Below are 14,021 nucleotides of genomic sequence, written 5' to 3' on the forward strand. Positions count from 1 at the left end.
GGGCCGCCGGGTCCGGCGGCCGGGTGCTGGATTCAGAGGACCTTGGACAGGAACGAGCGGGTGCGCTCGTGCTGCGGGTCCGCGAGGATCCGCTCGGGCGGGCCGGACTCGACAACGACTCCGCCGTCCATGAAGGTCACGGTGTCGGCGACCTCGCGGGCGAAGCCGATCTCGTGGGTGACGACGATCATCGTCATCCCCTCGGCGGCGAGGTCGCGCATGACGTCGAGCACCTCGCCGACGAGCTCGGGATCGAGCGCCGAGGTCGGCTCGTCGAAGAGCATGAGGCGCGGGCGCATCGCGAGAGCGCGGGCGATCGCGACCCGCTGCTGCTGCCCGCCCGAGAGGGATCGCGGGTAGCGTCCGCCTTGTCGGCGAGGCCCACCCGGTCGAGCAGCACGCGGGCGCGGGCGGTCGCCTCCGACGTCTTCTCGCGCCGCACCAGCACGGGCGCCTCGATCAGGTTCTCGAGAACGGTGAGGTGCGGGAAGAGGTTGAACTGCTGGAACACCATGCCGATCTCGCTGCGCCGGTGCGCGATCTCTGCGTCGCGGAGCTCGTGCAGGCGTCCGTTGTGCCGGCGGTAGCCGACCAGCTCGCCCGCGACGCTGATGGTGCCGGCGTCGATCTTCTCGAGGTGGTTGATGCAGCGCAGGAACGTGCTCTTGCCGGAACCGGAGGGGCCCAGCAGGCAGGTCACCTCGCCCTGCGCCACCGTCAGGTCGATGCCGCGGATGACCAGGTTGCCGCCGTAGCGCTTGTGCACGCCGGTCGCCTCGACCATGACCGCGCCCGTCATCGCTGCCGCTCCCCTCGTGCGCCGCGCCACGGCATCGCGCTCGCGAGCATCGCCGCGACGGGCGAGGGCTCGAGGCTCGGGCGGTCGCCGCGGGCGAAGCGCCGCTCGATCACGCGCTGGCCGGCGCTGAGCACGGTGGTGACCAGCAGGTACCAGAGGCTGACGGTGATGAGCAGAGGGATCACCTCGAAGTTCCGGGAGTAGATGGTCTGGGCGGCGAAGAGGATGTCGGGGATGGCGATGACGCTCACGAGCGAGGTCGTCTTGAGCATCGAGATCGTCTGGTTGCCGGTCGGCGGGATGATGACGCGCATCGCCTGCGGCAGCACGATGCGGCGGAAGACCTGCGCCTTGCGCAGCCCGAGGGCCTCGGCGGCGTCGACCTGACCCGGATCGACCGAGAGCAGGCCCGCGCGCACGATCTCGGACATGTAGGCGCCCTCGTTGAGCCCGAGGCCGAGCACCGCGGCGAGGAACGGGCTGATCAGCACGTTCGTGTCGGCCGAGGCGAACGTGGGGCCGAAGGGGATCCCGAGGCTCAGCTCGGGGTACAGCGCGGCGAGGTTGAACCAGAAGATCAGCTGCACCAGGAGGGGCGTGCCGCGGAAGAACGCGACGAACGCGCCCGCCGCCCCGCCGACCACGACGTTGCGCGACTGACGGCCGACGGCCATCACGACGCCGATCGCGATCCCGACGACCATCGCGATGACGGTCAGGAGGAGGGTCGTGCCCAGTCCGCGCAGGATCCGCCCGTCGAGGAAGTAGCCGAAGACACTGCCCCATTCGAAGTTCGGGTTCGTCGCGACGGAGTGCGCCGCGAGCGCCGCCAGCAGGAGGATCGCGAGCGTCGCGATCCGCTGCCCCCAGCGGCGGACGGGGACCACCGCCTCGGGAGCGGCGGTCGGGCGCTCGAGTACGGCGGTCATCCGGTGATCTGCGCGGGCTCGGTGTAGAGCTCGGCCTTCTCGACCGCGCCGACCTCCACGCCGAAGCGCGCGAGGTTCTCCTGGTAGTCGCCGGTCGACATCAGGTGGTCCAGGGCTGCCTGGAACGCGGGGGCGAGCTCGGAGCCGTCAGGGAACGCGATGCCCCACGGGCTCGGCTCGAAGTTGACGTCGAGCGCCTCGAGCGCGCCGTCCGACTGCTCGGCCTGGAAGACCGCGGGCGGCACCGCGCTGACCGTCGCGTCGACGCGGCCCGAGCTCAGTGCCAGCACGGCGTCGGCGGCGGTCGGGAAGGTCGAGATCTCGATGGCCGGATCTCCGGCGTCGGTGCAGCCGGCGTCCCACTTCGGCAGCGTGATGTCGTTCTCGGTGGAGCCCTTCAGCACTCCGACCGACTGACCGCAGAGGGTGTCGAGGGTGAGGTCGAGCGGATTCCCGCCCTCGACGAGGAGGGTCGTACCGCCGAGGAAGTCGCTGACGAAGTCGACCGTCTCCAGCCGCTCGGCGGTCACTCCGAGCGCGGCCGCGGCGGCGTCGACCTTCTTCGAGGCGAGCGAGGGGAAGAGGGCGTCGAACTTGATGTCCTCGAACACGATGTCGAGCCCGAGTACCTCGCCGATGAGGCGCATCTCCTCGGGCTGCGAGCCCGAGAGGGTCGTGCCGTCCTCGGCGAGGTCGAGCAGCGGCGGGTAGCCGGGGCCGCTCGCGATGCGGATCTCGCCCGCCTCGGCGATGTCGTCGGGAACGAGATCGGCGACGCTCTGCTCGAAGAGCGGACTCGGCTCGGCGGCGGTTCCGGCGGTCGCCTCGGCTGCGCACCCGCTGAGCAGGGCGGCGGAGGCGAGCACGACGCCGAGGACGGCGGTGCGGCGGAGAGCGGTGCGAGGGACGGTCGTGCGGGGGACGGTCGTGTCCATGGGACTCCTAGGGGCTGCGGGAAGCGTTCGTGGAGCGGGTGACGGCACACCGCCGTCGCGTTCGGAGGGCCGTGCGGGCCCCGGCCGAGCGAGTGCGATCACTGTAGGAACGCGGGATTCCGCCGCTGTTACAGTGCGTGCGGAGCGCAACAGCACGGCTCGGGGATTGACGGTTCTGCGACGGGAGGCTGCGCGTGAGCGCGCACGTGACGACGGCACTGCGGGTGGTGCGGCTGCTCGGGGAGCGCCCGGATCCCACGGCACCGCTGGGGGTGGGGGCCGTCGCGGCCGCGCTCGGGGCGCCGCTGAGCTCGGTGTCGCGGCTGTGCTCGGAGCTGGAGGGCACGGGACTGATCGCGCGCGGCGAGGCCTACGGCAGCTACCGTCTCGGGGCGTCCGCCGTGCGGCTCTCGGGGCGGGCGGCGGCTCCGGTGGCGCGGTCGCTCCGCTTCGCGCTGACGCTCGCGGCGCAGCAGACGGGCGAGACCGTCGTGCTCGCCGCCGGAGCGCCCGGGCAGCTGCGGGTGATCGGCAGCGTGCTCTCGTCGTGGACGCTGCACTCCCCCGCGACGGTCGGTGAGCGGATCGTGAGCGGTGCGATCGCGCGCGCTCGGAGACCGAGGACGCGTCGGTCGAGTCGGCCGAGGGCATGCGGGTCGAGATCGCGACGCCGCTGCTCGCCCCCTCGGGCGACGTCGTCGCGGTGCTGGCCGTCCGTCTGCCCGCGAACCGGCTGCGCGAGAACGGACCGCGGATCCGCCGGGCGCTCGCCACGGCGCGCAGGAGCATCGAGGCCGCCCTCGACGCGGTGCCGGAGCGGACGGCCGCCGCGCCGTTCACCGGCCCTGCTCTGCCCGCGGCGCTCCTCCTCCTGCAGCACCTCGCCGACGGACCGGACACCGTGGCCGGGGCCGCCGCCGGGGCGGGGCTGCGTCGCGACCGCGCCGCCCGGCTCCTCGACTCGTGCGCGGCGGCGGGCCTCGTCGTGCGCGGCGCCGACGGGGAGTTCCGGCTCGCCTGGGTCGTGCACGGCTGGTTCCGGGCGAGCGCGGCTCCGCTGATCGTGTCGCGCGGGGGGCCGCTGGTCGCCGACGCCGCCCGGCGGTTGCGCGCCTGCGCGTTCGTCACGGTGCTCGCCGGGATGCGCAGCCTGACCCTGGTCGAGGAGCTGGAGCTGGCGGGCGAGGGGCTCGCGATGATCCCGTGGCTGGGCCGCGCGCATCCGATCGTCGGCTCGGACGGCGGGCCGACCATGCTGATGGACCTGGAGCCCGACGAGTTGACGCAGCTGTTCCCCGCGCGGCACACGCCCCGCGAGCTGTCGCGGTTCCTCCGCCGGATGCAGCGGGTGCGCCGCGACGGCGTGCTGTCGATGCAGGCCTACGACGACGCGGGCATGGTCTCGATCTCGGCGCCGATCCGCGACGCGAGCGGCGCCGTGGTGGCAGCGGCGTGCCTGGTGGGGACGACGGACGACGTGACGGCGCGCTCGCGCGAGCTGGAGCGGGCGGCGGTGGAGCTGGCGGAGGCGGTGTCGGCGGTGCTGCGGTGACTCACCGCGTCGTCTCCATGATCCGCAGCCGGCACGCCAGCTCGAGGGCGAAGCGCGTGTCGGGGTCCTCGAGGTCGAGCTCGAGGGACTGCTCGATGCGGCGCACGCGGTAGTTCACCGCGTTCGGGTGCAGCAGGAGCACCTCGCCGGCGCGGGCCAGGGAGTTGCGGTTGCTGAGGTAGGCCAGCAGGGTGCGCACCGAGATCGCCGAGCGCTCGGCACCCAGGGCGTCCAGCGGTGCGAGCACGTCGTCGAGCAGCGCGCGGCTGAGCGGGGATGCGTAGAAGTCGAGGAGCACCCGGCGCAGGCCCGTGACGTCGGTGACCTCGACGGAGCCCAGGCGGCCGGCGGCGACGGCGGACCCGGCGGTGATGCGCGCCTCCGTCGCCGACTGCCGCAGGCCCGACGCGCCGGACTGCGGGGTGCCGAGGCGACGGTGAAGGTCCAGCCCTCGCTCGCGATCGCCGAGCCGTGCGCGACGAGGCGCTCGACCAGATCGCGGACGCGGCGCTGATGGTCCGGGGCGCCCGACTCCTCCGACGCCACGACCACGAGGTCGTCGTGGAACACGGCGAGGTGCCAGGTCTCGTCGCGGCCGTCGGTGAGCTGGAACGCGGTCAGCTCGATCGCGGCGACGAGCGCGGCGGGCAGGCGGCGCTCGGGGTCGTCGCGGTGGCGCGGGGTGATCCAGGCGGCGGCGTGCGCGAACTGCACCGGCAGGCCGGCGCGCGCGGCGTCGACAGCGAGGGCGTCGATCCGGGACGACTCGGCGAGCAGCAGCTCGACGACGAGGTCGGCGCGCGAGCGGGCCGGGCCGAAGCGCACCTGCGACTCGCGCTGCAGCGCGCGCGAGAGCATCGCGGCGACCACGGGCAGGGCGATCTGCACGGCGGCCTCGGGCTCGTCGGCGACGAGGCGGCCGACGGCGACCTCGCCGATGCAGACCGCGTCGGAGTCGGTCCACGTGACGGAGGGGTCGTCCACCATCCTCAGCTCCGCGCCCAGGGCGGCACCGGCGGCCTCGAGCACCGCCGAGCGCGCGTCGAGCGGCTCGCCCGCGCACACCGCGCGCACAGCGACGACAGCGTGCTCGGCGCGTGCGAGCGCCTCGGCCGCTCCCCCGCGCAGCAGCCGGTCGATCGAGACGGCGAGATCGGAGGGAGGCGCGCTCGCGGTGAGGACGGGCAGCGCGCCGCGGTCGGCGAGGGAGCGCGAGGTCTCGGCGAGCGCCAGGTCGCCGACGAAGAGCAGGGCCGCGACCTCGGCGGCGATGGCGCGGCGGATGACGATGTCGATCTGGTACGCCCGCGGCGGCTCCGCGCCGCTGGGCAGGACGATCACGAGGTGGCCGGGGAGGGCGCGGCCGACCTCGTCGATCGCGAGCATCTCGACTCCGCTCAGCGCCACTCCGGCGACGTCGCCCGCGCGGCAGAGCATGCCGAACTGCTCACCGTGCTCGAGGACGTGAGCGAGGGAGGTCTGTGCCATGAGACCAATCTGCCGCATTTCTTCATGGTGCTGGCACATTCCTCCGGTGCCGCCGCCGAATTAGCCTCGGTGCATGAGCTTCACGCCTTCGACGGCCGCGCCCGCCGTCCGACTGATCACCCGCGACGACGTCGCCGCCCTGGCCGCCGGCTGCGCCGTCTTCGGCACCGGAGGCGGCGGCTCGGTCCACGGCACGCAGCTCTCGGTCGAGAACGCGATCGATGCGAAGGGGCCCGTGCGGGTCGTCGGCGTCGGCGACCTCGGTCCGGACGACGCGGTGATCATCATGTCGGGCATGGGCGCGCCCTCGGTCGGCATCGAGATGCTCGGCTCGAGCAGCCAGGCGCACACCCTGCTGCGCGAGGTCGAGCGCCTGGTCGGTCTGCCGATCACCGCCGTGATGGCGGCCGAGATCGGCGGCAGCAACGGAGTCGCGCCGGTCGGCTGGGCCGCCGAGCTCGGCCTGGCCGTCCTGGACGCCGACGGCATGGGCCGCGCATTCCCCAAGGCGACGATGATCTCGATGAACGTCGCCGGGCTGCCGAGCGAGTTCGCGGTGATGAGCGACGTGATCGGCAACGTGACCGTGCTGCGCACCATCGACATCGCCTGGCTCGAGCGCCACGCCCGCGCCTTCACCGTCGCCGCGGGCGGCATCGCGCTGGGCGCGCACTACCTCCTCACTCACGAGACGGCGCCGGGCGCGGTGATCGAGGGCACGGTGAGCCGCGCGATCCAGGTCGGCCGCCGCCTCCTCGACTCCGTCGACCCGGTGGCGGACATCGCCGAGGAGCTCGGCGCGGCGATCCTGCTGGGCGGCAAGGTCATCGACATCGACCGCAGCACCGAGGGCGGCTTCACCCGCGGCTCCGTCACGATCGACGGCGTCGGGGCCGACCGGAGCCGCATGGTGCGCGTCGAGATCCAGAACGAGAACCTCGTCGTGATCGAGGACGGCGGAGTGGTCGTGAGCGTGCCGGACCTCGTCTCGATCCTCGACTCCGAGACGGGCGAGGCGATCTCGACCGAGATGCTCCGCTTCGGGCAGCGGGTGAGCGTGCTCGCCTGGGCCTGCGACCCGCTCTGGCGGACACCGCGCGGGATCGAGCTGGCGGGCCCGGCCGCGTTCGACTTCGACTTCGAGTACGTGCCGTTCGACGGCGCGGCGGCGGAGGCGGCCCGATGAGCGCGGCGCGCGACCTGTCGGTCGGCATCGACGTCGGAGGCACCAACACCGACGCGGTCGTGCTCGACGCCGACGGCGCCGTGATCGCCTGGACCAAGCAGGCCACCACGGAGGACGTGACCGGCGGCATCCGCGCCGCGCTCTCGGCGGTGCTCGGCGAGCTCGGCGACGACCGCGACCGCGTGTCGCGCGTCATGCTCGGCACGACCCACGCCACCAACGCGATCGTCCGCCGCCGCGACCTGGGACGCGTGGCGGTCATCCGGCTGGGCGCCCCCGCCACAACCGAGTTCCCCTCCCTCTCCGGCTGGCCGGCGGACCTCCGCGACACGGTGCTGGCGGGCGCGCTGCTCGCGGGCGGCGGGCACCTGGTCGACGGCTACCCGATCTCGCCGCTGGACGTCGACGGGATCCGCCGCTTCCTCGACGCTCTCGAGGGCCGCTTCGACGCCGTCGCGGTCTGCGGCGTCTTCAGCCCCTCGTTCCCGGAGCAGGAGCTCGAGGTCGCCGCGCTCGTCGCCGACCACGCGGGCGTGGACCTGCCCGTCTCGCTCAGCCACGAGATCGGCGCGCTGGGCCTGCTCGAGCGCGAGAACGCGACGGTGCTGAACGCGGCGCTGCACGGAGTCGCCCGCGACGTCACGCAGGGCCTGCTCACCGCCGTCGACGAGGAGCGCGTCGACGCGGCCACCTTCTTCGCCCAGAACGACGGCACGCTGATGGCCGTCGAGTACGCGGCCCGCTACCCGGTGCTGACGATCGGGTCCGGGCCCGCCAACTCCATCCGCGGCGCCGCGTTCCTCTCGGGCGCCGACGACGCGATCATCATCGACATCGGCGGCACCACGAGCGACCTCGGCGTGCTCGTCGACCGCTTCCCCCGGGAGTCGACACTGCCTCGCGAGATCGGCGGGGTGCGCACCAACTTCCGCATGCCCGACATCCTCAGCGTCGGCATCGGAGGCGGCACGATCGTCGACCTCGGGCTCGGAGCGCCGACCACCGACTCCGTCGGCTACCGCATCGCCCGCGAGGGCCTGCTGTTCGGCGGCTCCGTGCCCACCCTCACCGACGCCGCGGCGCTGGTCGCGCCCGGGATGATCCCCGGCCGCAGCCTGCCTCCGCTCGACCGCGCCACCCGCTCCGGTCTCGGCAACGCCCTCGCCGTCGCGCAGGACCGCATCGAGTCGGCGGTCGAGCGGATGTCCCTCGGCCGCGTCGGACTGCCGCTGGTCGTCGTCGGCGGTGGCGGGTTCCTCGTGCCCGACCGGGTGCAGGGCGCCAGCGAGGTGCTCCGCCCCGAGCGCGGCACGGTGGCCAACGCCGTCGGCGCCGCGATCGCGCTGGCCGGCGGCCGCGCCGACCAGATGTGCGACCACGTCGACCGGGCCGCAGCCATCGAGGCCGCCGGGCGCATCGCGATCGAGCGCGCGATCCAGGCCGGAGCCGACCCCCGGCTGGTCGAGATCGTCGACGTGCTCGAGACCCCGCTCTCGTATTCGACGAACGCCACCCTCAAAGTCTCCGTGAAGGCCGCGGGCCCGCTGGCCCTGATCGGGAGTCCTGCACCATTCGCCCTGCACTCCCCGAAGGACGCATCATGAGAACACTGCACCACGCCCCGGCGCTCGCCGGCGGATCCCTCGTCGCGCTGCTCGCGCTCAGCGCCTGCTCGGCCCCGGCCGGCGGCTCGGACCCCAGCGCCGAGCCCGTCTCGGGCGGCACCTTCTCGCTCGCGGTGAACGACGACCCGGGCAGCCTGAACCCCTTCACCGGCGTCTCGCTCGTGCAGCGCGCGCTCGTCACGTTCGGCTACGACTCCCTCGCCTACACGACGCCCGAGGGCGAGGTCGTGCCGTTCCTCGCCGAGAGCTGGGAGACGACGCCCACCTCGATCGCGTACACGCTGAAGGACGGCATCACCTGCGCCGACGGCAGCGAGTTCACGGCCGAGACGGCCGCCGCGAACTTCGCCTACCAGGCGAACCCCGACAACGGAACGTTCTGGTTCGGCTCGAGCGTCACCGCCGACATGACCGCGACGGCCGAGGGGAACGTCGTCACCGTCACGTCCGCGACCAACAACCCGTTCCTCCTGCAGGGCACGGGCAGCATCGAGATGGTCTGCCAGGCGGGCCTGGACGACCCGGAGTCGCTGACCGACACGACGAACGGCACCTCGCTGTACGCGCTGACCGAGTCGAACCCCGGCTCCGACTACACGTACACGAAGCGCGACGGCTACACCTGGGGCCCCGACGACGTCACCAGCGACACCGAGGGCCTGCCCGACGCGCTCGAGGCGCGCGTCATCACCGACGAGGCCACGGCGGCGAACCTGCTCCTCTCGGGCGAGCTGAACGCCGCCTCCGTCATCGGAGCCGACCGCCAGCGCCTCGACGCCGCGGGCCTCGAGACCGAGGGCGTGCTCAACCCCATCGGCGAGATGCTCTTCAACGAGCGCGCCGACCGCCCGACCGCCGACGTCCGCGTCCGCCAGGCGCTGACCCTCTCCCTCGACCGCGACGCGGTGGGCGAGCTCGTCACCGACGGCAACGCGCTCGACTCGGTCTCGCTGGTCAACCAGATCCCGCTCACCTGCGTCGCGGGCGGGCCGGAGTGGACACTGCCGGACACCGACGTCGACGCGGCCGGCGAGCTGCTCGACGAGGCCGGCTGGGAGCTCGGCTCGGACGGGCTGCGCGCGAAGGACGGCGATCCGCTCACCATCCGCTTCCTCTACGACGCCGGGACGCCCTCGCACGGCGCCGCGGCCGAGGAGGTCCAGCAGGAGTGGAACGAGCTGGGCATCACGACCGACCTGGTCGCGGAGGACTCGGCCGGCTGGTCGACCGACCTGTACCAGAGCTACGACTGGGACACCGGCTTCATCCAGCTCGCCCCCTCGAGCCCCGTGGTGCTGAGCCTGTTCATGCTCGGCGAGACCAGCGAGAACGGCGGCTACAACTTCATGGCCGTCGACAACCCCGAGTACGAGGCCCTCGCGCAGCAGGCGTTCACCGCCGGCTCCGCCGACGAGGCCTGCGGTCTCTGGAAGCAGGCCGAGGCCGAGCTGATCGAGCGGGTCGACGTGTTCCCGCTCGCCGAGACCGAGTCGCCGATGTACCTCGACGGCGCGACCCTCGAGCGCCCGGGCACGGTCGCTCCGACCACCATCCGGATGCAGGGCTGATGATGACGATCCCCCCGACCGCCACTCTGACGACAGCGGCGAGCGTCCCCCGCGCGCCTGCGCGTCGGGGGGATCGTCTGCTCGCGGTCGTCGGCTCCCCCCGCCTCGCGTTCCTCCTGAAGCGGTTCGCGCGGGCGGCCGTCTCGCTGCTGATCGTTCTGATCGCGTCCTTCTTCATGGTGCACTTCGTGCCCGGCGACCCGGTGCGCGCGGCCCTCGGGCCCACCGCGCCGGCCGAGACCGTCGAGGTGCTGCGCCGCTCCCTCGGCCTCGACCTGCCGATCGGGCAGCAGTTCGCGGACTACCTCGGCGGCCTGCTCCGGGGCGACCTGGGCACCTCCATCAGCACGCAGCGGCCGGTCGGAGCGACGCTCGCCGAGCGCCTGCCCGCCACGCTGATGCTGTCGGTCGTCTCGTTCGTCGTCGCCGCTCTCCTCTCCTTCCCGATCGGGGTCGCCACCGCCGTCTCGGCCCGCGCCGGCCGGCACCGCGCCCTCGACCTCGGCGTCTCGAGCCTGCTCGGCGTGATCATCGCGATCCCCAACTTCCTGCTGGCCGTCGTGCTGATCTGGCTGTTCAGCATCGTCGTTCCGCTGGCCCCGTCGGCGGGCTGGGGCGGTCCCGAGTACGCGGTGCTGCCGGTGCTCGCCCTCGCGATCGGCCCGCTCGCCTACCTGGCGCGCATCGTGCACGTCGAGATGGTGCGGGTCCTCGAGGCGCCCTACCTCACGACCGCGCGCTCGAAGCGCCTGCCCGCGCACCTCCTCTACCTCCGCCACGCACTGCCCAACATCGTCACCGCGACGCTCACCGCGGGCGGAGTGGTGCTCACCGGTCTGGTCGCCGGCACCGTGCTGATCGAGACGGTGTTCGTGATCCCGGGCATCGGATCGACGATCGTCTCGTCCATCACCACCAAGGACTACCCGCTGATCCAGGGCGTGGTCCTCGCCTACGCCGTGCTGGTGCTCGCCGCCAACCTCGTCATCGACCTGCTGCTCGCCGCGCTGGACCCGCGGTCGGCCATCGCGGAGGGCTGAGCCGTGACCATGCGACTGCCGCGCACCCTGCGCACGCCCCAGGGCCTCGCCGCCTCCGTCGGCCTCCTGCTCGTCGTGCTCGCCACGATCCTCGGGCCCATCCTGCTCGGCGACGCGGCGACCGAGCGCTCGATCCCCGACCGCCAGCTCGGCGCGAGCCTCGCGCACCCGTTCGGCACGGACGACCTCGGCCGCGACCTCTTCGCCCGCGTGGTCGTCGCGACCCGCGTCTCGGTCCTGCTGACCCTGGGGGCCACCGCGATCTCGGTCGTCGGCGGGATCCTCCTGGGCGTCGTCGCCGTGCTGCTCCCCCGGGTGCTGCAGCGCCTGGTCGCGGGGCTCATCGACATCCTGCTGTCCTTCCCGTGGCTGCTGCTCGCCCTGTTCTTCTCGGTGATCTGGGGCACGACGGCGGTCGGCGCGATGCTCGCCGTCGGCTTCGCGGGCGTGCCGGTGTTCGCCCGCCTCACCTCGACGCTGGCCGCCTCGGTCGCGTCGAGCGACTACGTGCGCGCCGCCGGGATGCTCGGCAGCGGATCCCTCCGCACGACCGTCCGGCACGTGGTGCCGAACATCCTGCCGCCGCTGCTCGTTAACTCGGCCGCGCACGCCTCCGTCACCCTGCTCTCGTTCGCGGCGCTGTCCTTCCTCGGCCTCGGCGTCCAGGCGCCCGAGTACGACTGGGGCCGCCTGCTGAACGAGGGGGCGAAGCGCATCTACGTCGATCCGATGGCCGCGATCGGACCCGGCATCGCCATCGTGCTCGTCGGCGTCGTCTTCGCTCTGATCGGCGAGGTCTCGAGCGAGACCTCCCGGCGCCGGCCGCCGAAAGCCGTGCGCCGCCGGCGCTCGGACGAGCAGGTGGCCGAGGCGACCGACGACATGCCGGTCGTCGAGATGTCGGGCCTGCGCGTCTCCTTCCCCGACCGCGACGGCGGGCTCGTCGAGCGCGTCCACGGCGTCGACCTGGTCGTCCGGCCCGGCGAGACCGTCGGCATCGTCGGCGAGAGCGGCTCGGGCAAGTCGGTCACGGCGAGCGCCGTCGCGGGACTGCTCGGCCCCGACGCGCTCGTCACCAGCGAGCGGCTGGCCTTCCGCGGCATCGACATGACCGCGGTGCCCAACGCGGCCGAGCGGCGCCGGCTCGGGCTGGAGCAGGCGATGGTGTTCCAGGATCCGCTCACCTCGCTGAACCCCGCGCTCACCATCGGCCGCCAGCTGCGCGAGGCGAGCGAGGTGCACGCCCGCACGAGCCGAGCGGAGTCGCTGCGCCGCGCGGTCGACGTGCTCAACCTCGTCCGCATCCCCGACCCCGAGAAGCGGCTCGGGCAGCTGCCGCACGAGTTCTCGGGCGGCATGCGCCAGCGCGCCATGATCGCGATGGGCCTCATGGGCACGCCGCGGCTGCTCATCGCCGACGAGCCGACGACCGCGCTCGACGTCACCGTGCAGCGCCAGGTCATGCAGGCGCTGCGCGAGGCGCAGGAGGCGACCGGCGCCGCGATCCTCTTCATCTCGCACGACATCGCACTGGTCAGCGGCTTCTGCGACCGGATCGTCGTCATGCGCGACGGACGCGTCGTCGAGCAGCTCGACGCCTCCCGACTCGACGAGGCGCAGCACCCCTACACGCGCGGCCTCATCGCCTGCGTGCCCGACATGGCCACCGACCGCACGACCGCCCTGCCGGTCATCGCGGCGATCGACGAGGAGACCCGGGTATGAGCGAGCTGCGCTTCGAGGCGGTCACCGTGCGCTTCGGCCACGGCCGCGCGGCGACGACGGCCGTCGACTCCGTCGACCTGACCGTGCGTCCCGGCACCACGCACGGGCTCGTCGGCGAGTCCGGATCGGGCAAGTCGACCGTCGCCCGTGTGGCGGTCGGGCTCACTCCGCTGCACTCGGGGCGGATCCTGCTCGACGGCGTCGACATCACCGATCGCGCGCCCTCCGCCCGTGCCGCCCGGCGGCGGGTGCAGATGGTGTTCCAGGACCCGCTGTCGGCACTCGACCCGCGGATGCCGGTGGGCGCGTCGATCGCCGAGGGCCTGCTCGCGACCGACCGCCGGTTCTCCGCCTCCGCCCGCGCCGACCGCGTGCGCGAGCTGCTCGACCTGGTCGACATCGACCCCGCGCGCGCCGACGACCGCCCCGCGGCGTTCTCGGGGGGCCAGCGCCAGCGCATCACGATCGCCCGCGCCCTCGCCGCCGAGCCGGAGGTGCTGATCGCCGACGAGATCACCTCGGCCCTGGACGTCTCGGTGCAGGGCGTCGTGCTCAATCTGCTGCGCGAGCTGCAGGAGCGACTGCAGCTCACCATGCTCTTCATCTCGCACAACCTCGCGGTCGTGCGCTACGTGAGCGACGAGGTCTCCGTCATGCGCGGGGGCCGAGTCGTCGAGCACGGGTCGACCGACGCCGTGCTCTCGGACCCGGCCGATCCCTACACCCGGCAGCTGCTGCGCGCGGTCCCCGTCATGGGCCGCCCGCTCGACCTGGAGGACGCATGACCGAGACCCTGATCCGCCGAGCCCGCGTCACGGGGCACGACGGACCCGTCGACGTGCTGCTGCGCGACGGAGTGATCGCCGCGATCGGGTCGGGGACGCCGGCCGGCGAGGTGCTCGACGCCGACAGCCGATGGCTGCTCCCCGGCTTCTGGGACGCGCACGTGCACTTCACCCAGTGGGTCGTCCGCCGGCAGCGGGTCGACCTCGCACCCGCGACGAGCGCCGCCGAGGCCGTCGCGATCATGCGGGAGGCCCTCGCGCGACGCGACGACGACGTGCTCCTGGGCTACGGGTTCCGCGACGGGCTCTGGCCCGACGCCCCCTCCCGCGCGGCTCTCGCGCGATCGCTCCGGACCGCCCCGTCGTCCTGATCAGCGGCGACCTGCACT

13 protein-coding genes and 3 pseudogenes are annotated in these 14,021 nt (G+C 73.3%); 9 read left to right on the forward strand and 7 right to left on the reverse strand.

All coding sequences use genetic code 11. From position 1 onward, the window contains the following. Positions 1-32: 32 nt before the first annotated feature. The 5 genes and pseudogenes from B0T42_RS22615 to B0T42_RS05200 all read right to left on the reverse strand — a co-directional run bounded on the left by B0T42_RS22615 (position 33) and on the right by B0T42_RS05200 (position 2,663). Positions 33-221: an ATP-binding cassette domain-containing protein gene (locus B0T42_RS22615; RefSeq protein ID WP_446737357.1), complete on the reverse strand. Its 189-nt coding sequence runs from the start codon at positions 219-221 to the stop codon at positions 33-35. 6 nt (positions 222-227) lie between these two features. Further along, positions 228-317 (reverse strand): annotated as a pseudogene (locus B0T42_RS22620) (ectoine/hydroxyectoine ABC transporter ATP-binding protein EhuA); the annotation flags it as partial. Between the two features lie 3 nt (positions 318-320). Then, positions 321-799, reverse strand: a pseudogene (locus B0T42_RS22625) (ATP-binding cassette domain-containing protein); the annotation flags it as partial. Next, complete coding sequence (locus B0T42_RS05195; protein WP_077222217.1) at positions 796-1,728, reverse strand: amino acid ABC transporter permease; 933 nt, start codon at positions 1,726-1,728, stop codon at positions 796-798. The pseudogene B0T42_RS22625 and the gene B0T42_RS05195, both read right to left, overlap by 4 nt. Further along, a complete protein-coding gene (locus B0T42_RS05200) occupies positions 1,725-2,663 on the reverse strand; it encodes an ABC transporter substrate-binding protein (RefSeq protein WP_077222218.1) in 939 nt (312 codons plus the stop codon). The genes B0T42_RS05195 and B0T42_RS05200 overlap by 4 nt, the downstream gene beginning before the upstream one ends. Positions 2,664-2,890: 227 nt before the next feature. Between B0T42_RS05200 and B0T42_RS22630 the strand changes: the two are divergent. Next, positions 2,891-3,013 (forward strand): annotated as a pseudogene (locus B0T42_RS22630) (helix-turn-helix domain-containing protein); the annotation flags it as partial. A gap of 299 nt (positions 3,014-3,312) precedes the next feature. After that, entirely contained in the window at positions 3,313-4,215 is a 903-nt protein-coding gene (locus B0T42_RS21055) for an IclR family transcriptional regulator domain-containing protein (protein ID WP_094742682.1), read from the forward strand. 1 nt (position 4,216) lies between these two features. Here B0T42_RS21055 and B0T42_RS20605 read toward each other — a convergent pair whose 3' ends face one another. Together B0T42_RS20605 and B0T42_RS05215 are read right to left on the reverse strand one after the other, a co-directional pair. Then, the gene (locus B0T42_RS20605) at positions 4,217-4,414 is read right to left on the reverse strand and encodes a helix-turn-helix domain-containing protein (RefSeq protein ID WP_201788484.1); all 198 of its coding nucleotides are present in this window, start codon (positions 4,412-4,414) and stop codon (positions 4,217-4,219) included. Next, positions 4,330-5,703, reverse strand: coding sequence for a hypothetical protein (locus B0T42_RS05215; protein WP_201788485.1), 1,374 nt, complete (start codon positions 5,701-5,703; stop codon positions 4,330-4,332). The genes B0T42_RS20605 and B0T42_RS05215 overlap by 85 nt, the downstream gene beginning before the upstream one ends. 73 nt (positions 5,704-5,776) lie before the next feature. On the opposite strand from B0T42_RS05215, the gene B0T42_RS05220 reads away from it, so the two are divergent. The 7 genes from B0T42_RS05220 to B0T42_RS22245 are packed head-to-tail and all read left to right on the forward strand — an operon-like array spanning position 5,777 to position 14,003. After that, a complete protein-coding gene (locus B0T42_RS05220) occupies positions 5,777-6,889 on the forward strand; it encodes a DUF917 domain-containing protein (RefSeq protein ID WP_201788486.1) in 1,113 nt (370 codons plus the stop codon). Further along, on the forward strand, positions 6,886-8,493 hold the full coding sequence (locus B0T42_RS05225; RefSeq protein ID WP_077222221.1) for a hydantoinase/oxoprolinase N-terminal domain-containing protein: 1,608 nt from the start codon (positions 6,886-6,888) through the stop codon (positions 8,491-8,493). Before B0T42_RS05220 ends, B0T42_RS05225 begins: the two co-directional genes overlap by 4 nt. Further along, a complete protein-coding gene (locus B0T42_RS05230) occupies positions 8,490-10,082 on the forward strand; it encodes an ABC transporter substrate-binding protein (protein WP_077222222.1) in 1,593 nt (530 codons plus the stop codon). The genes B0T42_RS05225 and B0T42_RS05230 overlap by 4 nt, the downstream gene beginning before the upstream one ends. Continuing rightward, the gene (locus tag B0T42_RS05235; RefSeq protein ID WP_201788487.1) at positions 10,082-11,122 is read left to right on the forward strand and encodes an ABC transporter permease; all 1,041 of its coding nucleotides are present in this window, start codon (positions 10,082-10,084) and stop codon (positions 11,120-11,122) included. The genes B0T42_RS05230 and B0T42_RS05235 overlap by 1 nt, the downstream gene beginning before the upstream one ends. Positions 11,123-11,131: 9 nt before the next feature. Beyond that, a complete protein-coding gene (locus B0T42_RS05240; protein ID WP_236720137.1) occupies positions 11,132-12,847 on the forward strand; it encodes a dipeptide/oligopeptide/nickel ABC transporter permease/ATP-binding protein in 1,716 nt (571 codons plus the stop codon). Beyond that, entirely contained in the window at positions 12,844-13,632 is a 789-nt protein-coding gene (locus B0T42_RS05245) for an ABC transporter ATP-binding protein (protein WP_077222224.1), read from the forward strand. The genes B0T42_RS05240 and B0T42_RS05245 overlap by 4 nt, the downstream gene beginning before the upstream one ends. Then, positions 13,629-14,003: an amidohydrolase family protein gene (locus tag B0T42_RS22245; RefSeq protein WP_342418204.1), complete on the forward strand. Its 375-nt coding sequence runs from the start codon at positions 13,629-13,631 to the stop codon at positions 14,001-14,003. Before B0T42_RS05245 ends, B0T42_RS22245 begins: the two co-directional genes overlap by 4 nt. The last annotated feature ends 18 nt before the right edge of the window (positions 14,004-14,021 follow it).

This window comes from Rathayibacter rhapontici (assembly GCF_001995175.1).
Classification (GTDB): domain Bacteria; phylum Actinomycetota; class Actinomycetes; order Actinomycetales; family Microbacteriaceae; genus Rathayibacter.

What these genes read in the sequence shown, in the direction of transcription:
- B0T42_RS05225 (WP_077222221.1), top strand. Translation starts at nt 6,886, where the DNA reads ATGAGCGCGGCGCGCGACCTGTCGGTCGGCATCGACGTCGGAGGCACC.
- B0T42_RS05195 (WP_077222217.1), bottom strand. Translation starts at nt 1,728, where the DNA reads ATGACCGCCGTACTCGAGCGCCCGACCGCCGCTCCCGAGGCGGTGGTC.
- B0T42_RS05235 (WP_201788487.1), top strand. Translation starts at nt 10,082, where the DNA reads ATGATGACGATCCCCCCGACCGCCACTCTGACGACAGCGGCGAGCGTC.
- B0T42_RS05220 (WP_201788486.1), top strand. Translation starts at nt 5,777, where the DNA reads ATGAGCTTCACGCCTTCGACGGCCGCGCCCGCCGTCCGACTGATCACC.
- B0T42_RS05230 (WP_077222222.1), top strand. Translation starts at nt 8,490, where the DNA reads ATGAGAACACTGCACCACGCCCCGGCGCTCGCCGGCGGATCCCTCGTC.
- B0T42_RS22245 (WP_342418204.1), top strand. Translation starts at nt 13,629, where the DNA reads ATGACCGAGACCCTGATCCGCCGAGCCCGCGTCACGGGGCACGACGGA.
- B0T42_RS05200 (WP_077222218.1), bottom strand. Translation starts at nt 2,663, where the DNA reads ATGGACACGACCGTCCCCCGCACGACCGTCCCTCGCACCGCTCTCCGC.
- B0T42_RS05240 (WP_236720137.1), top strand. Translation starts at nt 11,132, where the DNA reads ATGCGACTGCCGCGCACCCTGCGCACGCCCCAGGGCCTCGCCGCCTCC.
- B0T42_RS05245 (WP_077222224.1), top strand. Translation starts at nt 12,844, where the DNA reads ATGAGCGAGCTGCGCTTCGAGGCGGTCACCGTGCGCTTCGGCCACGGC.
- B0T42_RS21055 (WP_094742682.1), top strand. Translation starts at nt 3,313, where the DNA reads ATGCGGGTCGAGATCGCGACGCCGCTGCTCGCCCCCTCGGGCGACGTC.
- B0T42_RS22615 (WP_446737357.1), bottom strand. Translation starts at nt 221, where the DNA reads ATGCGCGACCTCGCCGCCGAGGGGATGACGATGATCGTCGTCACCCAC.
- B0T42_RS05215 (WP_201788485.1), bottom strand. Translation starts at nt 5,703, where the DNA reads ATGGCACAGACCTCCCTCGCTCACGTCCTCGAGCACGGTGAGCAGTTC.